Annotated in this window: 25 protein-coding genes; 17 read left to right on the plus strand and 8 right to left on the minus strand. The window is 65.0% G+C overall.

Annotated elements, in window-relative coordinates; genetic code table 11:
• The first annotated feature begins 81 nt into the window (after positions 1–81).
• A complete protein-coding gene (locus OIK40_RS03725) occupies positions 82–1743 on the plus strand; it encodes a long-chain-fatty-acid--CoA ligase (protein ID WP_273676333.1) in 1662 nt (553 codons plus the stop codon).
• A gap of 6 nt (positions 1744–1749) precedes the next feature.
• Here OIK40_RS03725 and OIK40_RS03730 read toward each other — a convergent pair whose 3' ends face one another.
• Both OIK40_RS03730 and OIK40_RS03735 read right to left on the minus strand, forming a co-directional pair.
• Positions 1750–2118, minus strand: a complete 369-nt coding sequence (locus tag OIK40_RS03730; RefSeq protein WP_273676335.1) for a bactofilin family protein — start codon at positions 2116–2118, stop codon at positions 1750–1752.
• Between the two features lie 10 nt (positions 2119–2128).
• Complete coding sequence (locus OIK40_RS03735; RefSeq protein WP_273676337.1) at positions 2129–3238, minus strand: M23 family metallopeptidase; 1110 nt, start codon at positions 3236–3238, stop codon at positions 2129–2131.
• 337 nt (positions 3239–3575) lie between these two features.
• Here OIK40_RS03735 and OIK40_RS03740 point away from each other — a divergent pair, with 337 nt between their 5' ends.
• The 8 genes from OIK40_RS03740 (at position 3576) to OIK40_RS03775 (ending at position 10442) form a co-directional block, all read left to right on the plus strand.
• The gene (locus OIK40_RS03740; RefSeq protein ID WP_273676339.1) at positions 3576–4865 is read left to right on the plus strand and encodes a glutamate-5-semialdehyde dehydrogenase; all 1290 of its coding nucleotides are present in this window, start codon (positions 3576–3578) and stop codon (positions 4863–4865) included.
• A gap of 19 nt (positions 4866–4884) precedes the next feature.
• Positions 4885–5568 carry a nicotinate-nucleotide adenylyltransferase gene (locus tag OIK40_RS03745; RefSeq protein WP_273676341.1) on the plus strand — a complete coding sequence of 228 codons (684 nt, stop codon included), beginning with the start codon at positions 4885–4887 and terminating at the stop codon, positions 5566–5568.
• A gap of 174 nt (positions 5569–5742) precedes the next feature.
• The gene (gene rsfS / locus OIK40_RS03750) at positions 5743–6096 is read left to right on the plus strand and encodes a ribosome silencing factor (RefSeq protein ID WP_273676619.1); all 354 of its coding nucleotides are present in this window, start codon (positions 5743–5745) and stop codon (positions 6094–6096) included.
• 197 nt (positions 6097–6293) lie between these two features.
• A complete protein-coding gene (locus tag OIK40_RS03755) occupies positions 6294–6719 on the plus strand; it encodes a 23S rRNA (pseudouridine(1915)-N(3))-methyltransferase RlmH (protein ID WP_273676621.1) in 426 nt (141 codons plus the stop codon).
• Between the two features lie 4 nt (positions 6720–6723).
• Positions 6724–7953, plus strand: a complete 1230-nt coding sequence (locus tag OIK40_RS03760) for a murein hydrolase activator EnvC family protein (RefSeq protein ID WP_273676343.1) — start codon at positions 6724–6726, stop codon at positions 7951–7953.
• Positions 7954–8087: 134 nt separating this feature from the next.
• A complete protein-coding gene (locus tag OIK40_RS03765) occupies positions 8088–9434 on the plus strand; it encodes a S41 family peptidase (protein WP_273676345.1) in 1347 nt (448 codons plus the stop codon).
• 11 nt (positions 9435–9445) lie between these two features.
• Complete coding sequence (locus OIK40_RS03770) at positions 9446–9898, plus strand: disulfide bond formation protein B (protein WP_273676346.1); 453 nt, start codon at positions 9446–9448, stop codon at positions 9896–9898.
• Between the two features lie 22 nt (positions 9899–9920).
• A complete protein-coding gene (locus OIK40_RS03775) occupies positions 9921–10442 on the plus strand; it encodes a demethoxyubiquinone hydroxylase family protein (protein WP_273676347.1) in 522 nt (173 codons plus the stop codon).
• A gap of 17 nt (positions 10443–10459) precedes the next feature.
• Here OIK40_RS03775 and OIK40_RS03780 read toward each other — a convergent pair whose 3' ends face one another.
• Positions 10460–11482, minus strand: coding sequence for a phytanoyl-CoA dioxygenase family protein (locus tag OIK40_RS03780; protein WP_273676349.1), 1023 nt, complete (start codon positions 11480–11482; stop codon positions 10460–10462).
• 123 nt (positions 11483–11605) lie between these two features.
• Positions 11606–12883: a nucleotide sugar dehydrogenase gene (locus tag OIK40_RS03785; RefSeq protein WP_273676351.1), complete on the minus strand. Its 1278-nt coding sequence runs from the start codon at positions 12881–12883 to the stop codon at positions 11606–11608.
• 155 nt (positions 12884–13038) lie between these two features.
• On the opposite strand from OIK40_RS03785, the gene OIK40_RS03790 reads away from it, so the two are divergent.
• Positions 13039–13614, plus strand: a complete 576-nt coding sequence (locus OIK40_RS03790) for a hypothetical protein (protein WP_273676353.1) — start codon at positions 13039–13041, stop codon at positions 13612–13614.
• A gap of 9 nt (positions 13615–13623) precedes the next feature.
• On the opposite strand, the gene OIK40_RS03795 is transcribed toward OIK40_RS03790, so the two are convergent.
• Both OIK40_RS03795 and OIK40_RS03800 read right to left on the minus strand, forming a co-directional pair.
• Positions 13624–14637 carry an NAD-dependent epimerase/dehydratase family protein gene (locus tag OIK40_RS03795; protein WP_273676354.1) on the minus strand — a complete coding sequence of 338 codons (1014 nt, stop codon included), beginning with the start codon at positions 14635–14637 and terminating at the stop codon, positions 13624–13626.
• 125 nt (positions 14638–14762) lie between these two features.
• Entirely contained in the window at positions 14763–16028 is a 1266-nt protein-coding gene (locus tag OIK40_RS03800; protein ID WP_273676355.1) for a capsule polysaccharide biogenesis protein, read from the minus strand.
• Positions 16029–16231: 203 nt separating this feature from the next.
• Between OIK40_RS03800 and OIK40_RS03805 the strand changes: the two genes are divergently transcribed.
• A complete protein-coding gene (locus OIK40_RS03805; RefSeq protein WP_273676357.1) occupies positions 16232–17710 on the plus strand; it encodes an LTA synthase family protein in 1479 nt (492 codons plus the stop codon).
• On the opposite strand, the gene OIK40_RS03810 is transcribed toward OIK40_RS03805, so the two are convergent.
• Complete coding sequence (locus OIK40_RS03810) at positions 17690–18436, minus strand: SDR family NAD(P)-dependent oxidoreductase (RefSeq protein ID WP_273676359.1); 747 nt, start codon at positions 18434–18436, stop codon at positions 17690–17692. The genes OIK40_RS03805 and OIK40_RS03810 overlap by 21 nt on opposite strands.
• 201 nt (positions 18437–18637) lie before the next feature.
• Here OIK40_RS03810 and OIK40_RS03815 point away from each other — a divergent pair, with 201 nt between their 5' ends.
• Positions 18638–19270, plus strand: coding sequence for a sterol desaturase family protein (locus OIK40_RS03815; protein ID WP_273676360.1), 633 nt, complete (start codon positions 18638–18640; stop codon positions 19268–19270).
• On the opposite strand, the gene OIK40_RS03820 is transcribed toward OIK40_RS03815, so the two are convergent.
• Positions 19250–19927, minus strand: a complete 678-nt coding sequence (locus OIK40_RS03820; protein ID WP_273676361.1) for an HAD family hydrolase — start codon at positions 19925–19927, stop codon at positions 19250–19252. The two genes, OIK40_RS03815 and OIK40_RS03820, sit on opposite strands and share 21 nt — an antisense overlap.
• A gap of 74 nt (positions 19928–20001) precedes the next feature.
• On the opposite strand from OIK40_RS03820, the gene OIK40_RS03825 reads away from it, so the two are divergent.
• The 5 genes from OIK40_RS03825 to OIK40_RS03845 all read left to right on the plus strand — a co-directional run bounded on the left by OIK40_RS03825 (position 20002) and on the right by OIK40_RS03845 (position 25730).
• Positions 20002–21012: a KpsF/GutQ family sugar-phosphate isomerase gene (locus OIK40_RS03825; RefSeq protein WP_273676362.1), complete on the plus strand. Its 1011-nt coding sequence runs from the start codon at positions 20002–20004 to the stop codon at positions 21010–21012.
• A 6-nt stretch (positions 21013–21018) separates the two neighbouring features.
• Positions 21019–21837, plus strand: coding sequence for a 3-deoxy-manno-octulosonate cytidylyltransferase (locus OIK40_RS03830; RefSeq protein ID WP_273676364.1), 819 nt, complete (start codon positions 21019–21021; stop codon positions 21835–21837).
• Positions 21837–22655, plus strand: a complete 819-nt coding sequence (gene kdsA / locus OIK40_RS03835; RefSeq protein WP_273676365.1) for a 3-deoxy-8-phosphooctulonate synthase — start codon at positions 21837–21839, stop codon at positions 22653–22655. Before OIK40_RS03830 ends, kdsA begins: the two co-directional genes overlap by 1 nt.
• Positions 22656–22749: 94 nt before the next feature.
• Positions 22750–24174, plus strand: coding sequence for a capsular polysaccharide export protein, LipB/KpsS family (locus OIK40_RS03840; protein WP_273676366.1), 1425 nt, complete (start codon positions 22750–22752; stop codon positions 24172–24174).
• Positions 24175–24287: 113 nt separating this feature from the next.
• Positions 24288–25730 carry a phosphomannomutase gene (locus OIK40_RS03845; protein ID WP_309557493.1) on the plus strand — a complete coding sequence of 481 codons (1443 nt, stop codon included), beginning with the start codon at positions 24288–24290 and terminating at the stop codon, positions 25728–25730.
• The last annotated feature ends 365 nt before the right edge of the window (positions 25731–26095 follow it).

Below are 26095 nucleotides of genomic sequence, written 5' to 3' on the forward strand. Positions count from 1 at the left end.
TTTCGCGCAATTGCGAAAAATTAGCCGTTTGCGCGCGGGATTTGCTTGTGCGCGCGGGCATTGTCGGACAAGATTACTGACATGACTGTCAGTAGCCCCGCCTATCACCACCCCGTCCCGCAAGACACCCGGTTCGAACCGATGAGCCTTCCGGCGATGTTCGAACGCACGTTGCGCGCCAATCCCGATGCGCCGTTCCTGCATTTCCTCGGGCGCACCTACAGCTACGCCGAAATTCATCGCGATGCGCGGCGCTTTGCCGCCGGGCTTCAGGCGCTGGGCATTGCCAAGGGCGACCGTGTCGGCCTGTTCCTCCCCAATGTGCCAATCTATGCTGCCGCCTATTACGGGGCGATGATGGCGGGTGCGATCGTCGTCAATTTCTCTCCGCTCTATTCGGTCGAGGAACTGGCGTGGCAAGTGGGCGATTCCGGCACGCGCTTGCTGGTGACGCTCGACGTGCCCGAGCTTTATTCCACCGCCAGCAAGGTGCTGGCATCGTCGGAACTTGAAACACTGGTGGTCGGCAGCCTTTCCGGGATGCTGCCCTGGTACAAGGGGTTGGCGCTCAAGCTGCTGAAGCGCAGCCAGATTGCCGATGTCGCCTATGGCAACGCCGTGAAGAGCTGGTCGGAGATGACCCCCGACCGCGTGCCGTCCCCGACCGAAGTCACCCCCGCCGATCTCGCCCTGTTGCAATATACCGGCGGCACCACCGGGCGTCCCAAGGGGGCGATGCTGGGGCATGATCAGCTTTCGGTGAACGCCCAGCAGGTCGCCGCGCTCAATCCCTTCGGCGATCCGGCGGGCGAGGTGTTCATGGGCGCGCTGCCCTTCTTCCACGTCTTTGCCAACACCGCGCTGCTCAATCACGCGATGGTCACCGGCGCGTCGATCGCGATGGTGCCGCGGTTCGAGACCAAACAGGTGTTGGAAACGATCCAGCGTTACCGCTGCACCGGGTTTCCGGGCGTGCCGACGATGTTCCAGGCCATGCTCGATCATCCGGACCTTGCCAAAACTGACCTCTCCAGCCTCAAGGTCTGTATTTCCGGCGGTGCACCGATGCCCGCGCCCGTCCACCTCAAGTTCGAGGAAGTCACGGGCGTGCGCGTGTGCGAAGGCTACGGTCTCACCGAAAGTTCGGGCGTTGTCTCGGCCAATCCCTACGAAGGTACCCGCAAACGCGGCACCATCGGCCAGCTGGTGCCCGGCACCGCGATCATCTTGCTCGACAAGGAAGACCCGGCGCAACTGGCCCCCGAAGGCGAACCGGGCGAGTTGGCTGTGTGCGGCCCGCAGGTGATGCGCGGCTACTGGAACCGGCCCGAGACCGATGCCGACACCTTCGTGGAGCGCGACGGCAAGCGCTATCTGCGCACCGGCGATGTCGCCCAGATCGACGCCGACGGTTTCATCAGCATCGTCGACCGGATCAAGGACATGATCGCGGTGGGCGGCTTCAAGGTCTTCCCCAGCGTGGTCGAGGATGTGATCCTCGAACATCCCGCCGTGAAGGAGGCGCTGGTGATCGGCGTGCCCGAGGAATATCGCGGCGAGGTGCCGCGCGCTTATGTCACGCTGAACGAAGCGGGCGGCGCCACGGCGGAGGAACTGCGGGACTGGCTCAATGCCAAAATCGGCAAGCACGAGCGGGTCGATCAGGTGGTGATCCGCGATGCCCTGCCCAAGACCATGATCGGCAAGCTCGACCGCAAGACCCTGCGCGCCGAGGTGCTCTAGGCTCTCTTACTCGGCGGCTTCGATGCTTGGCGAGGGCACGGCCTTAACCGGCTGGCGCGCGTTGGGGGCGAAACGCCCGTCGACCTGCGCACCCTGTTCGATGGTCAGCGCGTCGTAATGCACGTCGCCCTCGATCACGGCGCTTTTGAGGATCACCAGCTCGCGTGCGGTGATCGAACCCGTGACGCGGCCGGCAAGGCGCGCGCTCTCGGCCACGACACCGCCGTGGATGCTGCTGGATTCGCCCTGCACAAGGCTGGCGCATTTGATGTCGCCTTCGATCGTGCCGTCGACATGCAGATCGGCCGTGGCGGCGATATCGCCCTTGATGGTCACATCGGCACCGATGACGGAGAAGGTCGAACCCGAACCCATCGCGCTGCTCCTATTTGCCGGTCTTGATGGCTGGGGCGCGGTCAGGTCCGGCGCCGCGGACTTCTTTGAGAACATCGGGGGCTGTCTCCAAAAGGGGGCGCGGGTTGACCGCGCGATTATTGATGCGAACCTCGAAATGGAGGTGCGGGCCGGTCGAGCGGCCGGTGCTGCCGAGCCCGCCGAGCGTGGCTCCGGCCGCGACCTTCTGGCCCGGCTTGACGTCGATCCGCGAAAGGTGGGCGTAGCGGGTGACGAGGCCGTTGGGGTGGGTCACTTCCACCGCCTTGCCATATCCGCCCTTCCATCCGGCGAAGGTCACGCGGCCCTCGGCGGCGGCGAAAATCGGAGAACCGACCGCGCCCTTGAAGTCGATCCCGGCGTGCATCGCGGCCCGGCCGTTGAACGGGTCGCGGCGATAGCCGAAGCCCGAGGTGATGTTTTCAACCGTGGCGGGCACAACCTGCGGGATGCCGTCGAGCGCGCGTTCAAGCGCCGCCATGCGCGCAAGGCTGAGGCCGAGGCGTTCGAAGCGCGGATCGAGGTCGGATTTGTCGGCCCCGGCGAGCCCCTCGAACGGACCACCCATGCCCTGCTGTGCCTGACGGCTCAGCACGCGCGGATCGAGATTGAGTTTGCGCATCGCCGCTTCGGCGCGGCTTGCGCGGGCGTCTGCAAATCGGGTCAGCCGCTCAACGAAGGCGAGCTGGCGCGCCTCGATTTCGGCCAGACCACGCGCTTCGGGGATCAGCGCGCCGACCTTTTCGACTGTCTGCGCCGCTTCGGCCGACGAATCGGTAACAGTGCTGCTGGCCGCGCCTTCGGCGACAATGTCCTCGGGCAGCATCCGGGCCATTTCTTCGAGGAAGTCCTGACGCTGCTTCATGTTTTCAACTTCGCGGTCGAGATCGCTGCCATAGGCCTTGATCCGTTCGCTGGCGGTGGCGACGCGCGCCTTTTCCTGTGCGAAGGCGGCCAGATCGGCCTCGGCGCGGTACTGGCCCCAGGCCATCACCGCGAGCGAAACCAGCCATGCCAGCGCAACCGCGACAACTGCCGCGGCAGCCCGCATCTGCAGCTTCGACGAAATCTTGATGAAGCGCACCTGACCTTGGGAGCGCATGAAAAACTCGCGGTCTGGGAACCATGAGCGTAGCTGCTCGCCCCACTTGCGCGTGGTAACTCTGTCTGACACGGCGGCCCCGATTTTATTTATGCCCCACATCAAGGCCGCTAACAGCGCATCTCCCGGGGGTCGAATCGCTGTCAGCTTGCAAGGGGTGAACCGAAGCGGAATCGCGGCGAATGGTTCATCTTGGAGCCATCTTCCACAGCGCGCCCTCAGTGATGCCGGAAATTGCGCGGCGGCGGCATCGGCGTTCCCGATTCGTGCCGGGTCGTCGGGGCAGGCGCTGAGGGCGGGCCTGACAGTCTGCGGCATGCCTGCTAAGAGCCGCGGCATGACCAATACAGCAACCCAGACTCTCCGTTCCGATTCCACCGATCCTGAAGCGCTGGTCGCCGCCATGGCCCGCAGCGCCCGCGTCGCGCAGCGCCAGCTTGCCGCGATGACCAGCGCCGAACGCGCCGCCGCGCTCCACCGCGCCGCCGACCGGCTCGAAGCCTCGGCCGATGCGGTGCTCGAAGCCAATGCGAAGGATCTTGCCGCAGGCGAGGCGCGCGGGCTGGCCAAGGCCATGCTTGACCGGCTGGCGCTCAACCCCGAACGGCTTGCCGGCATCGCCGCCGCAGTGCGCGCGGTGGCCGATCTGCCCGATCCGGTGGGGCAGGTGATCGACACGCATACCCAGCCCAATGGCCTGAAATTCCAGCGCATCCGTGTGCCGATCGGGACCATCGGGATCATCTATGAAAGCCGCCCGAATGTCACCGCCGATGCCGCCGCGCTGTGCGTGCGGGCGGGCAATGCGGCGCTGCTGCGCGGGGGGAGCGAGGCGGTGCATTCCAACCGCGCGATCCACGCCGCGCTCGTCGAAGGGCTGGCGGAAGGCGGCGTGCCCGCCGATGCCGTCCAGCTGATGCCGACGCAGGACCGCGCGGCAGTGGGCGCGATGCTGGCGGCGGCGGGCCTGATCGACATGATCGTGCCGCGCGGCGGCAAAAGCCTGGTCGCCCGCGTGCAGGCCGATGCCCGCGTGCCGGTGCTCGCCCATCTCGACGGCATCAACCACACCTATGTCCACGCCGCCGCCGATGCGGGCATGGCGGCCAGCATCGCGCTCAACGCCAAGCTGCGCCGCACCGGTATCTGCGGAGCGATGGAGACGCTGCTGATCGACGCGGACTTCCCGCAGGCGCGCGAGCTGGTCGGGGCGCTGATCGACAAGGGCTGCGAGGTGCGCGGTGACGATCGCATCCGCGCGCTTGACGGGCGGGTGATCGCGGCAAGCGCGAATGACTGGGATACCGAATATCTCGACGCCGTGCTGTCGGTGGCGATGGTCGACGGAATCGACGCCGCGCTCGCCCACATCGCGCGCCATTCCTCGGGCCATACCGATGCCATCGTGACCGCCGACGATGCCGCTGCGGAACGCTTCCTGGCCGAAGTCGACAGCGCGATCGTGATGCACAATGCCTCTTCGCAATTCGCCGACGGCGGCGAATTCGGGCTGGGGGCAGAGATCGGCATCGCCACCGGCCGGCTGCACGCGCGCGGACCGGTCGCGCTCGAAGGGCTCACCACCTATAAATGGCAGGTGCGCGGGCAAGGCCAGACCCGGCCCTAGGCGTGACGGAACCCGGCGCTTGCGATCCCGCCCTGTCCTGACCGGGCTGCTCGGCGGCAGCTTCAATCCCGCGCATGGCGGGCACCGGCGCATCAGCCTGTTCGCGATGGATGCGCTCGGGCTGGACGAGGTGTGGTGGCTGGTTTCGCCCGGCAACCCGCTCAAGCCCCGTGCCGGAATGGCGCCGCTGAAAGCGCGCTTGCGATCGGCGCGGGCGCAGGCGCGGCGCGCGCGAATCGTGCCGACCGCGATCGAGGCGCAGCTCGGCACACGCTATACCGTCGACACGCTCCGCGCGCTTCAGCGCCGCTATCCGAAACGGCGCTTCGTGTGGCTGATGGGGGCCGACAATCTCGCCGAATTCCATCGCTGGAAGGACTGGCGCCGGATCGCGCGGACAATGCCGATTGCGGTGATCGCCCGCCCCGGCTATGATGCGGATGCCATGACGAGCCCCGCCATGGCCTGGTTCAGGCCGTATCGTGTGCCTGCCACCAGCATTCGGAAACGGGGGCAATGGAGCGCACCGGCACTGGTGTTATTGCGTTTCGATCCGGATTACCGCTCGGCCACGGCCATTCGCCGTGCCCATGCCGGGTGGGCCGAGCCTTTGCTCGGCGGGGATCGAAACGGCCAAAAACCCGATATGCCGCTGCGTGACCGGCTGACATTCCGCAGCATCCGGACAGAGGAGCAGGCATGAAACGCGGCACAAGCGTTTCGGCCCGTTCGTCCATCCGTTTTACTGCCATGCGGCCGCATCGCCCCGCACTCTGGAGATACCTGATTGCCTATGACCGAGGCACTGATCGCATCCATTCCGCCCGCCCCGCTGCAGGCAGCCGCCAAGGCGGCCCAGTCGCTCGGGCAAACTGATATGGGAAGCGATGCCCTGCACCAGCTGGTGCTGACCCAGCTCGACGATGACCAGGCGCAGGAGATCGTCTCGATCCCGCTCGCCGGGAAGAGCTCGATCGCCGATTACATGGTGATCGCCAGCGGCCGTTCGACCCGTCAGGTCGCGGCGATGGCGCAGAAGCTGGCCGAGAAGATCAAGCAGTCCGGCTATGGCTCCGCGCGGGTCGAAGGCCTGCCCGCTGCCGACTGGGTGCTGATCGACGCGGGCGACGTGGTGGTCCACCTGTTCCGCCCCGAAGTGCGCAGCTTCTACAACCTTGAACGCATGTGGTCGTTCGAGGGATCGGAAACGTCGATGATGGGCCGGAATTAATTTGTTCTGCGTTCGCCCCTCCGGGCGAGCGTCCTTGTGTTCCGCCGCCCATCCGGGCTGCGAAATCCGCGCGCACGCGGCGTTTTTGTCGGCCTATCGCTTCGCTACTTGAGGCCTGAAGGCCGCATCGCTGCGGGCGGCCGGTCGGCCTTGCGGGCCTGCGGCCCGTTCCAGTCCGTTTCATCGGGGTCTGAGCCATCCTTCTTCATATCATCGCGCGCGGGAAAATCGGCCGCTCGCCCGAGGGTGAGCTGGTGGACCGCTATGCCAAGCGCCTGACCTGGCCGGTCAAGCTGACCGAATGGCCCGATACCGGCGCGGGCAAGGTGGCCGATCCGGTGACGCCCTATCGCACAGTGCTGCTCGACGAGCGCGGGCGGGCGATGGCTTCGGAGGATTTCGCGGCCCTGCTGGGCCGGTGGCGCGACGAAGGGGTGCGCGAAACCCGTTTCATGATCGGCGCTGCGGACGGACATTCCGATGCCGAACGCGCATCGGCCGACCTGCTGCTTGCCTTCGGGCCTGCCACCTGGCCGCATATGCTGGCCCGGGCGATGCTGATGGAGCAGCTTTACCGCGCCACCACCATCCTTGCCGGGCATCCCTATCATCGGGCAGGATAGGGCCATGCGCCGTCATGCCTTCACTGCCACTGCACTCATCGCCATCAGCGCGGCATTGGCCGTTGCCATGCCCGATAGCCGCGCGCGCACCGATGTCCTGCTGGTCGAACCTGCCGAGGCAGAGGCCCAGCTCGCCCGCGCCGCGCGCGAGAGCCGCCGGGCCGAGCAGCGCGCCGCCCGCCTGAGCCGCAAGGCCGAAGCCGCGACCGAGGCTGCCACCCGCACCGCCAGCGAAGCCGCCGCGCTCGCCGCCCGCATCCAGCAGGCCGAGGCCGATATCGAAGTCGCCCGCGCGCGGCTGTCGCTGGTGCAGGCCGAGCGCGCCGAACTCACCGCGCGCCTTGCCGAACAGCAGGAGCCGACCGCCCGCCTTGCCGCCGCGCTCCAGACCGCGTCGCGCCGCCCGCTTGCGCTGTCTGCGCTTCAACCGGGTTCGCTCAAGGAGGTGGTCTATGTCCGCGCCGTGCTGGATAGCGCGGTGCCGCAGATCCGCGCGCGCACCGCCGATCTGCGCGACGAGCTTGACAAGGGCCGCGCGCTGGAGGCCGAAGCGACGCGCACACTGGCGGAATTGCGCGACGGCGAAAAAGCCCTGCGCGAACGCCGTGCCGCGCTCGCCGCGTTGGAAAGCAAGCAGCGCGTCGCCTCGCGCAACGCGCGCGGGGCCGCCATGCGCGAGGCGGAACGCGCGCTGGCGTTGGCGGAGGAAGCACGCGATCTCGACGGGCTGGTCTCGCGGCTTGACGATATTGCGGCGCTGCGCCGCGAACTGGCCGCGCTGCCCGGCCCGGTGTTGCGTCCGGCCGATCTGTCCGCGCCCTTGCCCGCCGCGCCGGAACCGGCCCCTTCGGCGACGGGTAGTGCGTCTCCGCCTGCCGATTACCAGCTGCCGGTCGACGGCCGCACGCTGGTTGGTTTCGGCGCGCGGCGCGCGAGCGGCATTGCCAGCACCGGACTGGAGCTTGCCCCGGTTGCAGGCGCGCAGGTCGTGGCCCCCGCGCGCGGGCGGGCGGTGTTTGCCGGGCCCTATCGCGGGTTCGGGCGAATCGTCATTATCGAGCACGACGGCGGCTGGACCAGCCTCGTCACCGGCCTCGCGCGGGTCGATGTGGCGGTCGGCGCGGCGGTGATCGGCGGCAGTCCCGTCGGGGTTGCCGGGGGTCGCGGAGCGCCGGTGACAATCGAGCTGCGGCGCGACGGCGAGCCGGTCAACCCGTTGCAATATCTGCGTTAAGCGCGAATTTCCGGGCGGTTCCGGCGAGCACACCTGTCCCGTCCGGACACGCCGCTGCCGGCTGCGAAGCTCTCATCTGGCGTTAAGCCTGCCGAACCTATACATTCGCCTGCACAAAGGAGCCTTGCACCCCTATGAAATTCGCCGCTCTCCTGCGCAGCGCCGCGCTCGTCACTGCGGTGGCGCTGATCCCCGCCACCACCGCCACCATGGCCCAGGTGGACGGCCGCGCGGGCCCCGAATTCGCCAAGCTTTTCGCAGTCTTCCAGCGGGTGAAGGCAAGCTATGTCGAGCCGGTCGAGGATGACGTGCTGATCCGCGGCGCGATCGACGGGATGCTGGCGGCGCTCGATCCACATTCGGCCTATCTCGACGGCGGCGACTTGCAGCGCCTCGAAACCATGATCGACGGCAATTATTCCGGTCTCGGCCTGTCGGTGGTGATGGAAGACGGCGCGGTGAAGGTGGTTTCCCCGTTCAAGGGCAGTCCGGCGGACAAGGCGGGCATCAAGGCGGGCGATTTCATCACCCATCTTGATGGCACGCTGATCTACGGCGGCAGCCTTGACGACGCGGTAGCGCAGATGCGCGGGCCTTCGGGCACCTCGATCAAGCTGACAATCTTCCGTCCGGGCCGTGATGAGCCAGTGGAAGTCGACGTGACACGCGGCGTGATCGAGTTGGAGCCGGTCACCCACGAACTGGGTGCGGGCAATATCGGCGTCATCACCGTCAACGAATTTTCCGCCGATGTCGGCGCGGACGTGTTCTCCGCATGGCAGGACATCAAGAAGGAAGCCGCCGGACGCGTAGCCGGGCTGGTGCTCGACCTGCGCAACAATCCGGGCGGGAGCCTCGATGAATCGGTGGCGCTGGCCGATCTGTTCCTGACCGACGGGCGCATCGTCAGCCAGCGCGGCCGCGCGCGCGGCGAAACGATGCTCTACGATGCCGAAACGGTCTATCGCGGCGACATGGCCGAAGGCGTGCCGCTGGTCGTGCTGATCAACGCGGGCTCGGCCTCGGCTTCAGAAATCGTCGCGGGCGCGTTGCAGGATCACCGCCGCGCGCTGATCATGGGCGAACGCAGCTTCGGCAAGGGCTCGGTCCAGTCGCTGCTGCCGCTTGGCCCGGACGCCGCGCTCAAGCTGACGACGGCGCGCTACTTCACGCCTTCGGGCAAGTCGGTGCAGGAAGGCGGGATCAAGCCCGATATTGCGGTGCCCCAGATCTCCGACCCCGATTTCGCGCTGCGCCAGAAATACCAGACCCGCGAAAGCGACCTGCGCGGCCACCTGATCAACGAACTGGGCATCAAGGACGAGGAAATGGAGAGCGACAGCATCGCCGATCCCCGTTTCCAGCTGACCTCGGCCCAACTTGAAGAACAGGGTGTGAAGGACTTCCAGCTGCATTATGCGATGGAAACCCTGCGCCGCACGACGAAGAGCACGGTGGCGCTGCGGCCTGCCAAGCGTTAGGGCGCGATGCCATGGATAGTCTTGGCAAGGCGCGGCTGCTGGCCGTGCTGGTTCCCGCAGGCCTGCTTGGCGGAGCCTATGTTTCGCAATACGTTTTCGGGCTGTTCCCGTGCGAAATGTGCTGGTGGCAGCGCTATCCGCATTTCGCGGCGCTCGGCATTGGCCTGCTGGCCTTTTTCATGCAGCCGGCGCGGGTGTGGGTGGCACTGGCGGGACTGGCGATCATCACCTCCGGTCTGATCGGCGGCTTTCACGCGGGCGTCGAATATGGCTGGTGGGAAGGGCTTACGGCATGCTCGACCCCGGGTGCCGGGGTCGACATCACGAATTTCTCTGCCGCACCGCTGATCCGCTGTGACATCGCGCCGTGGACGCTGTTCGGCATCTCGCTCGCGGGGTTCAATTTCCTGATTTCGTGCGCCTCGGGTGCAGCCATTGTGGCGCTTGCCGCGTATCGTAGGTAAGGTGCACCCAAAGGAGCCGATAATGCAGCGCGAAGAACTTCACCGCATGATCCGGGTCGACCAGGCCGGCGAATTCGGCGCGACCCGCATCTACGAAGGCCAGCTGGCCGTGATGGGCGACCGGGGCCCCCATTCGGCGGAAATCCGTCACATGGCCGAACAGGAACGCGAACACCGCGCCAAGTTCGATGCGCTGCTGGTGAAGCGCGGCGTGCGCCCCACGGCGCTGCATCCGTTCTGGTCGGCGGCGGGCTATGCACTCGGGGCAGGCACGGCGCTGCTCGGCCCCGAAGCGGCGATGGCTTGCACCGCGGCGATCGAGGAAGAGATCGACAAACACTATTCCGAACAGCTCGAAAAGCTGGAAGCGAGCGGCAATGATCCCGAACTGGCCGAAATGATCGAGGCCTTTCGCGAGGATGAGCGCGAGCACCGCGATGCAGCGCTGGCGAACGGCGCCGAACGCGCGCCGGCCTATCCGTTGCTGGCCGGTGCGATCCGGCTGGGCTGTCGCCTCGCCATCAAGATGAGCGAGAGGATCTGACGCCTGTCGCAGGCGGGCTAGTCTCGCTCGGTGGGGGTGCGGTGCCCGACCGGCTGCCACGGCTGACCGATCTGTTTCGCCAGCCGGTCACGCACGCGCCATACGATTCCGACGCGTCGCTCGGCGATGCCGGGCAGGCTGCTCGGGTCCCCGCCGAGCCACGGCAGGAACGGATTGCGCCGCGCATAGGACCACAATTCCACCCGCTCGCCCGATCGCAGCGAAGGGCCGCGCGCGTGGAAGCCGACGGTATCTGCTACCACCAGCGTATTGGCCGCCACCGCCAGAGCGCGCGGCGCAGGCAGTTTCATCGCGTCCAGCTCGCGTTGGCCGATGCGCGGAGAGCCGCGCGCGGACAGGCGATCGATCGCGCGCGGATCGGCGAGGCTGCGCTCCCGCTCCCAGGCCAGCCGTTCGGGCGTGAAGCGGTGCGAGCCCGGGACATAGGTAAAGGGCCCGTCCTCGATCGTCACCGGATTGAGGAACAGCCAGGCCTTGAGCGAGGAATGGAAGCTGTCCGCATGCAGCACTTCCTGCGGGTCGGGATCGTTGCCGCCGGCCTTGCTGACGATCGTCTGGACGTAATGCAGCGGGGTGATGCGGTAGCTGGCGACATAGTGGAACAGCGCCACGATATCCTTGCGCTCCAGCAGGCGGCGTAACGCGGGGATCGCTTGCAGCATTGCCGGGTCCACCGCCATGCGCCGGGTGATCGCATCGCCCTGGCGCATTTCCCGTGCTGGCCCCTCATAGCCGAGCACCGCTTCGCGCAGGGCGGCGAATTCGGCGGGCGGGACGATGTCCGGGATGGCGACGAAACCGTCCCGGTCGAAGGCTTCGCGCCAGTCGGGCCTGACCTTGCGCGCCAGCCGCTTGCGCCGCCAGCGGCACAGGCTGTCGGCAAGCCTGACCCGCGCGACATGAAGGCCGCGCCGGTTGAGCCGCTGCGAACCGATCAGCGGATTGTCGAGAAAACTCTTTGAACCCGTTGCCAGCTGAAGCACCCAGACCGGTGCCATAAGGGCTTTGCGGATGATCATGGTCTGGCTTTACGCATGGGGGCTTTCAAGGCGCCCTGCTTACCCTCCCAAGCCTTTGAGTCAATGATGCCTTCTGTGCAATCGGGCGCTGCCGGCAGGGCGTTGGCTGGCGCGCGGCTGCAGCTACAGGCTCCAGTAGACCAGATCGTCGGGCAAGGCCTTGCGGTCGATTGCGCTCTTGACGTCGATCAGCACGCCGCCTTCGCGCATGCGCGCGACAAGATCGCCCGGGTCGGCCACATAGCTTGCATGATTCACCGCCAGCACCAGCGCATCAAGCTGGACCAGTTCCTCTGGCGGGCTAAGAGCGATGCCATATTCGTGCGCCGCCGCCGCCGGATCGGCGAGCGGATCGCTCACCAGCGCGTCGATCCCGTATTCGCGCAGTTCGGCAAGGATGTCGGGCACCTTGGAATTGCGGATATCGGGCACGTCCTGTTTGAAGGTCAGCCCCATCACGCCCACCTGTGCACGGCAGGGTGAAACCCCGTTCGCGATCAATAGCTTCACCAGCTTCTGCGCGATCGCCTGACCCATCGCGTCGTTGATCCGTCGCCCGGCAAGGATCACCTCGGGCCGGTAGCCGAGCTTTTCCGCTGCTGCCGTTAGGTAGAAGGGATCAACCCCGATGCAGTGCCCGCCGACAAGACCGGGGGTGAAGGGTAGGAAGTTCCACTTCGTCCCCGCCGCCGCCAGCACGTCGCGCGTGGCAATGCCCATGCGGTCGAAGATTAGCGCGATTTCGTTCATCAGCGCGATATTGAGATCGCGCTGGGTGTTCTCGATCACCTTGGCTGCCTCGGCGACCTTGATTGAGGGCGCTTCGTGCAGCCCGGCATCGACGATCTTCCCGTAGACCGCGTGCATCCGCGCCAGTGCGGCAGGGCTGTCGGCGGCGATGATCTTGGTGATGGTTTCGAGCCGGTGGACGTGATCGCCCGGGTTGATTCGTTCGGGGCTGTAGCCGAGCGCGAAGTCGCGGCCCTGCTCCAACCCCGAATGCTGCGCCAGCCACGGGCCGCAGATATCCTCGGTGACGCCTGGAAACACGGTCGATTCGAACACCACCAGCGCGCCCTTCGACAGGCGCGGGCCGATTGTTTCGCAGGCGCGTTGCAACGGGGTCAAGTCGGGGCGGCGTTCATCGGTGATCGGGGTGGGGACGGTGACGATGATCGTTTCGGCACCCTCCAGCACCGCCGGGTCGTCCGAGACTTCAAGGCCGCATGACGTCAGCCGTGCATCCTTGATCTCGCGCGTGGCATCGTGCCCCGCACGCAAGCTGGCAACGCGCGCGGCGGAGATATCGAAACCGACGACATTGCCCAATCGCTCTGCCAGCGCCACGGCGACTGGCAGGCCGACATAGCCGAGGCCAACGACTGCTATCTTTGCATCCATGCAGACATGCCTAGATCAACCGGACTCAATTTTTCGCTAATCGCGCTGCGGGAAAGCCGGCTTCAGCGGCGGTTCAGCGCGTGCGGTCTAGACAAAGACCCCCGCGCACAGGCATTGCGGTGCCATTGCCGTGCTGGCCACAAGGATCATTCGCGATGAAGCACCTGCTCGCCCCCGCTCTCGTCACTGCCGCCGCTGCCTTGGCTGCCGCCGCTCCGGCATCGGCGCAAAGCGCGGACGAGAAGATCAACATGGTGATCGCCTACAGCGCTGACGAATGCCCCGAAGCCAAGGACGGCGAAGTGGTGATCTGCGAAATTCTGGTCGAGGCCGAACGCTATCGCATCCCCTCGAACCTGCGCAACAGCACCTCGCCCGAGAACACCGCCTGGGCGCGGCGGGTAGAGGAAATCAAGTATGTCGGCGATTTCGGCGCGATGAGCTGTAGCCCGGCCGGCGCGGGCGGCTTTACCGGCTGCACCCAGAAATTCGTCGAGGCCGCTTACAAGGATCGCGCCGAGGCCGAAAACGTGCGCTTCAGCCAGCTGATCGAGGAGGCCCGTCAGGAACGTCTTTCGACCATCGACGAAGACGCCGCCGCCGAACAGGCGCGGGTCGAGATGATCGAGCGCGAATACATGGAACGGCTAGAGCGCGAGCGCCAGGCCGAGCTTCCGGGCGAAGGCAAGCTGCCCGAGCCGACCGAGCCCGCGAGCGACGAGCCGCAGTAAGGCGCGTCGTCAGACCCGGTAGTAATCCCGGTACCACGCCACAAACCGCGCGACCCCTTCGCGGAACGGGGTTTGCGGCGCGTAGCCCGTGAGCGACTTCAGCAGGCTTGCATCGGCCCAGGTCGCAGGCACATCGCCCGGCTGCATCGGCAGGAAGTTCTTCACTGCCTCGCGCCCGCATTCGGCTTCGATCGCGGTGATGAAGTCCATCAGCCGCACTTTATCGCCATTGCCGATGTTCACGACGCGAAACGGTGCGACGGGCGAAAGGCTGTCGCCCGCGGCAATGTCCTCGGCGCTTTCGGGCCGGACGGGCGCGGCATCGATCAGTAGCCGGATGCCGCGCACCAGATCGCTCACATAGGTGAAGTCGCGATACATCTCGCCGTCGTTGTAGATATCGATCGGCGCGCCTTCGAGGATCCCGCGGGTGAACTTGAACAGCGCCATGTCGGGCCGCCCCCACGGGCCATAGACCGTGAAGAAGCGAAACATCGTGACCGGCAGGTTCCAGAGGTGGGCATAGGAATGCGCCATCGCCTCGTTCGCCTTCTTGGTCGCGGCGTAGAGCGTCAGCGGCGTGTCGCATTTCTGCGTCTCGGCGAAAGGCATGTCGGTATTGGCGCCATAGACCGAACTGGTGGAAGCCATCAGCAGATGATCGACGCCCAGCTCGCGTGCGCACTCCATGACGTTGAAGGTGCCGACGAGGTTCGCATCGACATAGGCGCGCGGGTTTTCGAGGCTGTAACGCACCCCTGCCTGTGCGGCGAGGTGGACGATCACATCGGGCTTTTCCGCCAGCGCCAGCGCGTGCAGCCGCTCGAAATCCTCCAGCATGCCTTCGGTGCAGGTGAAATGCGGGTGCTGCAGCAGCATCTGGTGACGCCGCTGCTTGATCCGCACGTCGTAGTAATCGGTCATCCCGTCATAGCCGACGACGCGAAAACCTTCGTCCAGCAGCAGCTGCGAGAGGTGAAACCCGATGAACCCGGCCGAACCGGTGACGAGAATGGTGCGCATGCTTGCTGTTCCCTCCAGTGCCGGCGTCTCTTCGGCTATTGATGGGGGCCAACGCCGTCAAGCCGGTGCGACAAGGCCTGTCGGGAATGGCGCGCGGCTGAAATCCTTACCCTGCAAAATCGCGATCAGTCGGGCAGCAGTCGGCGGCCTTCGAACCGGGCCACGGCATGGGTCACCACTTTGTCGAGCGCCTCGTCCGAGAAGAATCCTCCAGGAATCAGGCAGCGTTCGATCAGAACGCGGCGAAAGGCGGCAAAGGTTTCCGCATCAGGCGGGGTTGCCTCGCTCCAGAAGCGGTCAAGACCATGTTGGAAGGTTAGATCGGGCAAGTCGTAGATGGCCTTGCCCAGCACCACCACAGGCACGCCGCGCGCCAGGCCCAGCGTCCCGCTGGTGCTGTTGATCGTCACCATCCCTTTGGCCCGCTCGGCAATGGCTTCGATATCGCCCCATGCGAGATAATCGACCCGGTCGGCGATCCCGTATCTTTCGGCAAGGTCGGCGGTTTCCAGCTGCCAGTCACGCACCCCGTTATCAAGCGGATGTTCCTTCACGACCAGACGCGTTTCTTCCGGGGCATGTTCGGCAAAGGATGCGAGCACGACATTGAGCGCATCAAGGATGCCGGCGAAGGGGGAATGCAGGCGGATCTGCGCGTCCGAATCCAGCTGCAGCGGGAACAGGTAATAGGCCGCATCCTGATCGGCCAGACGAGCCAGCAGCTTTGCGCCCTGCTCGCTGCGTTCCTGTCGCCGGTTGAGTTTGCGCGCCCATCCCACGCCTTCGACCACGGGATGCCATGGCCGGTGGTTGCGCCAGCCGGGATAGCGCCAACGGGAGAGCACGTCCGCGGTGTTGTACCAGAGCCCTTCGCTCGCGCGGCGGCGGAATGAGGATGGGACTTTCTGATGCTCGGGCACGGGCGGCAATTCGGCGGCTGTGGCGCGGTACCATTGCGGATCGCGCGGTAAGGTGCTGTGGCCGTTCACGCCGCCGACTTCCATCGTCACCCAATCGGGCCGGACATAGCCTTCCTCGAACACCCAGACTGTCACGCCGCGTTCGCGGCATACCTTCAGCGCGGCCATGTGATGATCGCGGCAATCGCCGAACAGCATCACATCGCTGATCCGGTGTTTCTCGAGCAGCCGGGCGAAGCTTTCGGGCCATTCGGCCAGCGTCCCGCGATAATCGATGCCGTTCGGCAAGCGCCAATAGGCCTTGTCACCGCCGTTGAAATTGACCTTGAACACCTCGTGACCGGCTTTTCGCAGGGCGAGACCGAGGCGCCGGAAGAACGACCCCATCAACCCTTGCAGCAGCATCACGCGGCGCGGTCCTCCTGCAGGCATGACCGGATCGGTCTGCGGCAGGATCTGTTGATCGGTCATGAGTGGAACGGGGCCATGCAGTGTTCGGGGTCTTGTCTGCATCCCCTAGTCCTACCGGCATTGGTTTGTCGATGCCGGGACATCATTTTGTTTTTGCTTTCCTACGCCTATCGACGCTAGCCCGAGCCGATGACAAAAGACAGGCGTGACCGGATTGGCAAGGCGCCCGCGCGACCGACCCTGGCGTTGCGGGAGGCGCGCCGATGAGCGAGATTCTCCGCATTCTGGCCGCTGAAGCCCTTGTTCTTGCTGTGCTGGTTATCGCGGCCGATGCTTTCGCTGCACCGCACGGGCGGCTCTCGCTGCTTCCGCGCAGCCTGCGGGGGACGGCTGTGTTGCTGCTCGTCGCCATGCTCGCTTTTGCGCTCGTGCTCGTCATTACCGGAGCATCGCTGGTATCGGCTGTCGTGGTCGCGGCGCTGTTTGCGGCGCTTTCGCTGATTTCGAATATCAAGCGCCGCGTGCTGGGCGAGCCGCTGGTGTTCAGCGATTTCGCGCTTATCGGCGCGGTTTTCCAGCATCCGCAATTCTACCTCACGGCGCTGCGCCCGATTCAGGTCGTCCTGCTGGGCGGCGGTCTCGTCCTTGCTTTTGCGGCGCTGGCGTTGCTCTCGAACCTCAATGCGCAGCCGCGGCTGCTGGGCCTGGGGCTGGGGGTGGTGGCGGCAGCGGGACTGGCCGTCGCGTTACGCCGTATCGGCTGGCCTCTCGAAGTCTCCGCTCCCGATCCCGATACCGATGTCATGCGCCACGGGCTGGTGGCGAGCTTGCTTGCGCATTGGCACGACTGGCGCGGCACAACCGATCCCGATCCCTGCGACGCGCCGCCGGTCACGGGGCGCGCCGGCCAGCTGGTGGTGATCGTTCAATGCGAATCCTTCACCGATCCGGTGGCATTGTTCGATGATCCCGGCTTGTCCCTTCCGGCGCTGGAAACGGCGCGAAGCCTTGCATGGCGGCACGGAAGATTACTGGTTTCGGGCTTCGGCGCCTACACCATGCGGACCGAGTTCGGGGTGCTGTTCGGGCGCGGCGAAGAGGTGCTGGGCACCCGCCGGTTCGACCCCTTCCTGACCGCCCGCGGCGAGGCGAGCTGGGCCCTGCCCAACCGGCTGGGACGGGACGAATGGGACAGCTGGTTCGTCCATCCGCACGATATGCGTTTCTACGGGCGGCACCGGCTTATGCCCGAGGCCGGTTTCGGCAACCTTGTCGGTGAGGAGTTCTTTCCGCGTCCCGGCCCCGACGAGGGGCGCTATGTTACCGACGCGGCCGTCGCCGATCGCATCATCGAAATCGCGCAGGACAGTGCCGGATCAAGCCTGCTTTACGCCGTGACGATCGAGAACCACGGGCCGTGGCCTCCGGAAGAGCGCGATGCCGCACGCGGGGCTTCGCCCTATCTGCGGTTGCTTGCCCGTAGTGATGCCATGCTCGCGCGCCTGATCGATGCCTTGCCGCGCCTTGGACGGCCTGCCATCCTGTGCTTTTTCGGCGATCACCGGCCCAGCATCCCTGGCGCGAGTGAACCGGGTGCGGAGCGCCACACGCCTTACGTCATGCTTCGCTTCGCCAGCGACGGAACGCCTTTGCCGGGCACCGGCACGGGAGAGGATCTGACTCCGGCCGAGCTTCACCACGCCATCCTCGACGCGATTCGCCTAGGGGAGGCGCAGCGATAACAGCACCCGGTCCCTGACCGGTCGCGGCAGCAGCCGGTCCAGCCAGCGCAGCAGCAGGAAGCGCCGCGGCACGACCAGTTCGGCGCGGCCTGCAAGCACCGCCGCGATCATCTTGTCTGCTACCTGCCCGGCCGGGATTTCGCCGGGCCGCGCGCCTGTCGGCCCACCGGCAAAGAAGCCCGGCGACACCAGCGTGACGCTGACCCCGCGATCCCTGACGGCGAGTCGCAAGGCATCGGCATAGCGGGCAAGGCCGGCCTTGCTTCCGGCATAGGTCGCCGCGAAGGGTAGCGAATGGGATGCTGCGGCGGTCCCCACCAGCGCGATCCGCCCGCGCCCACGCTCTGCCATGCGTTCGGCCAGCGTCGCGGCCAGCGCGGCCGGCGCCATGAAATTGGTTTGGCACAGGCGGGCCACCTGCTCCGCGGGCTCGACCACCATGCCGGAAGGCAGCGTGTCACCTTGCCCGGCGACAAGGAAGGCGCAATCAAAGGGCGCCGCCGCGTCTTCATCGGCCAGCGCCGCCACCGCGGCATCGAGCCCGGCAAGATCGAGCGAGCGCGTTTCCGTTTCGGCCCCGCGCGAGCGGCATGCAGCGGCCACCTCGCCAAGGCGCGCCGGGTCGCGCCCCCACAGCGACAGCTGCACGCCGGGCCGGGCAAGCCGCATGGCAAGCTCACGCCCAAGCGCACCCGAGGCGCCGCTGATGAAAACACGTGCATCCACCAAGGATATTTCTTTGCCCATCGTCGTTATAGGAAACGAAGCTGTTCGGGCGTCAAGAGAAACAGCGTCTGACTCGCGCATCATGGCATCGCATAAGGGCTACGAGCGGGCGGGTAAAAAGGGGGATGGGTGCACCCCAACGCTAATCGTCGTAATTTCAGTGTAGTACATCGCATGCGTCTTGACTTTGAGGAATCTGACTTGAAAGGGCAGGGCATGCCTTCTGGGTCGCCGTCCTCTCACCCGCGCGTAAAACTGTTCCGTAGCGCCCGCCTCGAGCGGTTGACCGTCATTTCGATGCGGTGGTTTGTCGTGCTTTGGGCAATCCTTTTGCCCGCGATTGCGCTCGTCGGAATTGCAACGGCGCCGACCTTGTGGGCGCCGATGCTGGTCGGCATAGGCTGGCTGGTCTGGTCGCTGACCGAATACCTTTTGCATCGCCATCTCTTCCACTTCGAGCCGCGCTCGCCCCTGTTGCAGCGGGCGGTATTCATCATTCATGGCAACCATCATTCGGAATCGAACGATCCTCTGCGCAACCTGATGCCGCCGGTCGTCAGCATTCCCGTGGGGCTGCTGGTTTGGGCCGCCGCACTTGCGGTCGCCGGTCCGGCAGGCACGTGGCTGCTGTTCGGTTTCATGTCCGGCTACGTGGCCTATGACATCATCCACTATGCCTGCCACCAGTTCCCGATGAAGGGCCCGTTCGGGCGGATGCTCAAGACGCATCACATGCGCCACCATCATCTGCGTGCGAAGGGCAACTACGCCATCACCGGCATGTTGTGGGATCGCGTTTTTGCGACCCGCATCTCATCGCACAACGAGGCTTAGACGGCTGTGCCCACCAATGCCGTCCAGCAGCTGCGATATCGACCGAAGAACAGGGGTGTCTGGTTCTTTGCTGAGCGCTTCGCGAGTGCCGTAACCCCATTCGACAAGCGCCACGGCCATTCCTACTGCGCGGGCTGTGTCGAGATCGACCTGCGAGTCCCCGCAGTAGAGCGTGTCGTGCGGTGTTCCGCCCAGCCCCGCAAGCGCCAGATGTGCGGCTTCGGGGTCGGGCTTGCGATTACGTCCCGGGGCGCTGCCGATAATGGCAGCAAAGTGCTGTACGAGCCCCAGTTCGGTAAGGATCTTCTCGCAAAGAAACTGCGGCTTGTTCGAACAGATCGCAAGGCCCACGCCTCTGTTTGTCAGGACTTCCAGAGCTTCGTGCACACCGGGAAAAGCCAAATCAGCAGGAACGTCGATCATCCGGTGAATGCGACGGAATTCCTCAATCTCGGCGGAAGGGTCGGACGAGTGCCCGCCCATGACGGCGGCGATCATGGCCTCACCGCCAACCGCATCCATCTTGCGGATCAGGGCGGGATCGGCATACCTAGTGGCTCCGCGTTCTTGCAGCATGCGGTCGATGATGGCTCCAGTCAGTCGCGCGCTGTCGATGAGAGTTCCGTCGAGGTCAAATATGATGTTGCGAAACCACACTAGATAATCGCCTTGTTTTCGAACTGCCTCGGGTCGCGAGTGTAGTCTGACGCATTTTTGAAGGGCAATTGCAAATGGTAAGCCACTCTGCCCGCTTGACGCACACTGGTCACGCGGAGTCCCATGTGGATGTTGGTCGCAACGTCATCTCGATGGAGGCGGATGCCCTTCGGCTGCTGGGCGAGGGGCTGGGTGACGCTTTTGCAGAGGCTGTAGAAATGATTCTCCGCTGTCGGCAGCGGGTGATCGTTTCGGGTATCGGAAAATCGGGACACGTCGCTCGCAAGATTGCCGCGACTCTCGCTGCAACCGGCACGCCGGCGCTGTTTGTCCACGCCGCCGAAGCTGCGCATGGCGACGTTGGCATGGTCAGCCCGGGAGACGTGCTGATCGTCTTTTCAAATAGTGGTGCCACGGTCGAAGTGCAGCCTTTGTGTATTTACGCCAAAGGCATCGGCTGTCCGCTAATCGGAGTGTCACGTAACCCCAATTCGCTGCTGATGCGCACCGCCGACCTCGGGCTGCGTCTGCCTAACGTCGAGGAAGCCTGCTCCTCCAGCCTTGCGCCGACGACTTCCTCTACCATGATGCTTGCGCTTGGAGATGCGCTGGCGGTTTCCGTGATGCGTGCGCGCGGTCTTTCGGGCGTCGATATCAGGGCGCTTCATCCTGGCGGAGAGATCGGTCTGCATCTGCGCAATGTCGAAGACGTGATGCATTCGGGCGACCGTCTGCCGATTGTTGCGATGGCGACACCCATGCCCGACGTTCTGGTGACCATGACGGAAAAGCGCCTAGGTGTGGCTGGCGTTGTCGACGAGACGGGCGAACTTGTCGGGATCATTACCGACGGCGACCTCAGGCGTCATGCTCGCAATCTCATCTTCAGTTGTGCCGCCGATTTGATGACTCCCGCGCCGCGCACGATCGTTCGTACTGCGACTGTCCAGGAAGCCCTCGAGATAATGAACACCCATCGCATCACGGTCTTGTTCGTGGTGGACCAAAGGCAGCCCCTCACGCCGCTTGGCGTGGTCCAGATCTACGACATTGCTGCGCCTCCCGCGCCCGTTGTCACCCTCTAAGCGGCAATGCACCGTATTCTCGTCATTATTCCGGCCCGGCTCGCGTCTACCCGGTTTCCGGCTAAACCCCTTGCCGAATTAAGGGGTGCTGACGGTATTGCACGCCCGGCGTTACATTACACTTGGCAAGCCGGGCTTGCGGCGGTGCGACTACTGGGACCAGACGCCGGTTGTATCATTGCCACCGACGATGATCGGATTGCCGCCGTCGCTCGTGCCAATGAAATGGCTGTGGTGATGACCCCAGAAGCCTGTGCCAATGGCACTGAACGCTGCGCGGCGGCGCTTTCTGCGCTGGGGTATTCGCCCGAACTGGTAGTAAATCTGCAAGGTGATGCGCCGTTGACCCCAGCGAGTATGGTCGCGGAGCTAGTGGCCTTAATCGAGTCCGAACCACAATTCGCGATGGCGACCGCGGCAGTCCCGGCAAGCCCTGCCGTGCTGGCTCATCTTCAGGCCGACGCCGCTGCCGGACGCGTTGGCGGGACAACGGTCGTTTGCAGTAGTGCGGGCCGAGCGCTTTATTTTTCAAAGTCCATCATTCCCCATGTTTTGCCCGGCACAACGCCGCGCGAAAGCGTCTTGCTCCACCTTGGGCTCTACGCTTATCGGCCGGAGGCGCTTTTATCCTACACGGTTCACGGAGCGGCACCGATCGAACTGCAGGAGGGGCTTGAGCAGCTAAGGTTCCTGGATGCAGGCTTGCCGGTAGGGGTTGCAGTGTGCGAGGCGCCGGCGTGGGAAATGATTGAACTCAACAACCCCACTGATGTGCCTTTGATCGAGGCCGAACTGGCCCGCCGCGCGGCGATGGAGTCTGTGTGATGCTGCCCGCTTTCCGTCGCGCAGCCGGGACGCCGCCGTTCCTGATTGCCGGCCCCTGCGTAGTCGAGAGCGAGGCGCTGTGCCTCGCGATCGCCGAGCGATTGCGCGGGATCAGCGAAGAACTCGGCATCCCGGTGATCTTCAAGGCTAGTTTCGACAAGGCCAACCGCACCTCGGTGAGCGGTTTTCGCGGCAACGGCATCCAGGAAGGCCTTAGGGTGCTCGAAAAGGTGCGCAGCGAAACCGGATTGCCGGTGCTGACCGATGTGCACCTTCCCGACCAGTGCGCGGCTGTGGCCGAGGTGGTGGACATGATCCAGACCCCGGCCTTCCTCGCGCGCCAGACCGACCTCATCATGGCGGCAGCTGCCTGCGGCAAGCCCGTGAACATCAAGAAGGCGCAATTCATGGCCCCACCCGATATGGCGGCGGTGCTCGGCAAGGCCCGCGCAGCGGCTGAGAGCGCCGGGATTGACGATCCGCAGATCATGCTGTGCGAGCGTGGATCAAGCTTCGGTTACAACAACCTTGTCGTCGATATGCGCGGACTGGTCATCATGCGCGAGATGGGCGCGCCCGTGGTGTTCGATGCTACGCATAGCGTCCAGCTTCCTGGCGGCGGCGGCGACCGGTCGCTGGGCCAGCGCCAGTTTGTCGCGCCGCTCGCAAGGGCTGCGATGGCGGTCGGCGTCGACGGGCTGTTCATGGAAACCCATCCCGACCCGGACAACGCCCTGTCCGACGGCCCGAATATGGTCCCACTGAGCGAGCTTCCCGATCTGCTTCGCCAGATCGTCGCAATTGCCGCCCTCGGCTAATATGAAGCCCACCCCGATACTTTCCATCCCGCCCTTTCCCGGGGCCCGCGCGCCGCGTTTCGCCGCGCCCGGCGGTGCGAGTGCGGGTGACTCCATGACGCTGCTCGCGGCGCTTGCCGAGCATCGGGTTGGGGGATGTTACTGGGGCCGGCAGGTTGTCTCGTCGGAGCGGCTCGATGCTGCTGACTGGCCTGCCGATGCCGATCCATGGTCACTGTTTGACCGCGCCCGGTCGGTGCGCCTGCCGGAGAATGACCCGCGCGCCCTCCTCGCGCTTGCGGCCGGGCTGCCGACAGTGCTTGTAGGCGCAGGCGGCGAGCGTGAGGCGGGGAAGGAGGACGCGGCGCGCCTGCTCGAAGCGCATCTTACCGGCTGGCAGTGGTTCAACCCCTTTGACGGCGGCGCCATTTCGCCCCTCGAAGCTATCGCGCTGTGTGGCCAATGGCGCGCGCTGATCGATGCCAACCGGCGCATCCATTCGGTGATGGGTATTGCCCACTGGAAAAAGCCGACGGTCTCGGCGCTGCTGTGGGCGGGTGGGCCGGTCCCCTTTGGCCGTCGGCTCGCTGACCTGCCGGAAGGAGCGGCGGTCGCGCTATGGCGGACCCGGATTTCCGCTGCACAGGCCCGCGCGCTTGAAGCGACTGCGCCCCCTGTGATCGAAATCGAGGATGGCTTCATTCGCTCCGACGGCCTCGGTGCGGACTGCGTCCCGCCACTATCAATCATCGTTGATGCGGAAGGCCCCCACTTCGCTCCCGCCAGCCCAAGTAGGCTCGAGCGGTTGTTGCAGAATGGTGAATTCCCTCCCGAACTTCTCGAACGTGCTCGGATGCTCCGGGAGGCGATCATCGCGGGTGGACTATCGAAGTACGAGACTGGCGGCACCGCCTCGCTTCTGCGCTTCGGCGGTTCGAGGCAACATGTGCTCGTTCCCGGACAGGTGGAAGATGACCGCGCGGTGACGAGCGGTGGGGCACTATCATCCAATCTTGAACTGCTGCGCCGCGCTCGCGCGGAGGCGGGCCCCGAAGCGTTCCTCATATACAAACCCCACCCCGACGTGCTCGCTGGCCATCGTCGCGGACTAATCCCAGCGCGTGACGCGGCTGCGCTTGCCGACCGGGTCGAGACTGAGGCGCCGATGGCGGCGCTGATCGGGATGGTCGACGAGCTCCACGTCAACAGCTCGCTCGCGGGGTTCGAGGCGCTGATGCGCGGCAAGAAGGTGACTGTGCACGGCGTGCCCTTCTATGCCGGCTGGGGATTGACCGTGGATCGCGGTCCCGTGCCCGCTCGCCGTAAGGCACGCCGCACGCTCGACGAACTGGTGGCTGCAGCGTTGCTGCTTTATCCGCGTTATGTCGACCCGATTACGGGCCTGCCCTGCTCCGCGGAAGTGCTGGTCGAGCGGCTCGCCATTTCTGCCCAGCGCTTGGGCATCGTGCAGTCGGCTCTGGTGGGTGCAAGGCGTCTCCAGGGCCGCGCGCTTGCCGGCCTTTCCCGATTGCTCGAGTGACGGAAGCCTAGACGCAGCGCCAGCCTCGAGCCTACCTACCTCAGCTTATTTCGAACCACCTTGAAGCAGCAGGGACCATAATTATGGCAGGATCAATATACATCAAGTCACTGATGCGGGAAAGCGGTGTCGCGTTCGGCACTAGCGGCGCACGGGGATTGGTCCGTGCAATGACCGATCGGGTGTGCTATGCTTACACGACGGCTTTTCTTGCCTATCTCGTCGGCGACGGTTGCTTGCGGCCCGGCGAAAGGGTCGCGCTTGCAGGCGACCTTAGGCCGTCGACGCCGCGCATCCTTACAGCCTGCAGTGCCGCGGTACGGAATTTCGGCTGCGAGCCGTTGTTCTGCGGATTCGTACCGACCCCAACCTTGGCGTTCTATGCGATGGGCGAGGGAATTCCCGCCATCATGGTGACTGGAAGCCACATCCCCGACGATCGGAACGGTATCAAGTTCTATCGCGCCGAAGGGGAAATCCTGAAGGACGATGAGCAGGGAATAATCGGCCAGCGCGTGCCAGAACCAGAGCTGAACGCCTCGGGTGCCTTGCTAGACGCAACTCCGCTGCCGCAACCTCACGACATCGTAGCGCCCTACCTTGCCCGCTATCGAGATTACTTTGGGGTCGACGCGTTGAAGGGCATGCGGATTGGTGTGTACCAGCATTCGGCGGTGGGCCGCGACATTCTGGCGGACATTCTTGTCGCGGCGGGTGCCGAGATCGTGATGTTGGGACGATCGGAGCGCTTCGTTCCCGTCGACACCGAGGCGGTGCGGCCTGAAGATGTAGTCCTGGCTATGCAGTGGGTCTCGGAACATGGGCTCGACGCGATTGCATCGACCGACGGTGACAGCGACCGGCCGCTTCTCGCCGATGAACATGGCACATGGTTACGCGGAGATGTGCTAGCCATGCTGTGCGCCAAAGCGCTTGGGATGCAAACCGTGATCACCCCGATTTCGAGCAACGGTGTGGCCGAAAGAAGCGGATTTTTCGACCGCGTAGAACGAACCCGCATCGGATCGCCTTTTGTCATCAGGGCGATGCAGGATGCTCTTGCGAAGGGCGAGCCTCGCGTTTGCGGGTTCGAAGCCAATGGCGGCTTTCTGCTCGGCAGCGATGTCGAACGCGGCAGCACCCGTCTAGCCGCACTCCCCACACGCGATGCTGTGCTTCCGATAATGGCCGTGCTGGCAAATGCGCAATCCGGTTCGGTGAGCGCCCTCGTTGCTGGATTGCCGAAACGCTTCACTCATAGCGATCGGCTAAAGAACTTCGCTCCTGATCGGCGCGATCGCCTTATGGACTGGCTGCTGGCCGATCCGGATCGTGATGCGCGGCTCGACGACGTGTTCAGCGGCATCGCCGAGGGCGCCCTGTGTGAGGTTGATCTGACTGACGGCGTACGTATGATTTTCGATAATGACCGCGTGATTCACCTACGCGGATCGGGCAACGCACCCGAACTGCGGTGTTACAGCGAGGCCGAAACGCCGGACTGCGCAAAAGGTCTGGGCAAGAACGCGCTCGCGATTGTTGCAAAGCAATTTTGAACTCTGTGGGCCCCTAAGGCGCGCCGCGCACCGGCCATGACAGAAATGGCATCCAGTGTGCCGCTGGGATCGTCGCGCCGTGCACGGCTGTCGACGTACGCGAAGCGACTCCGTTGAGGAAGCCGTTGAACTGCAGGATGGTCGTTCGCGACGGGTAGTCTGCAGAACATCCCGGATCTTCAGGTTCTCTCGGAAGCGGTCGCCATCGTGCTCCTTGTCAGCCATTAGTGCCTCGGGTCTGTTGACACGGGTCGCCGCCAGCTGCTCCACATGGTTGTGATCTGAGACCGTCGGCCACGACGAACCCCAAAGGCCGCACCTGATTGTCACCGCGAGCGCGGATCCTGCTTGCAAAGCCGCCGCGA

The organism is Erythrobacter fulvus, from assembly GCF_028595285.1.
GTDB lineage: Bacteria > Pseudomonadota > Alphaproteobacteria > Sphingomonadales > Sphingomonadaceae > Erythrobacter > Erythrobacter fulvus.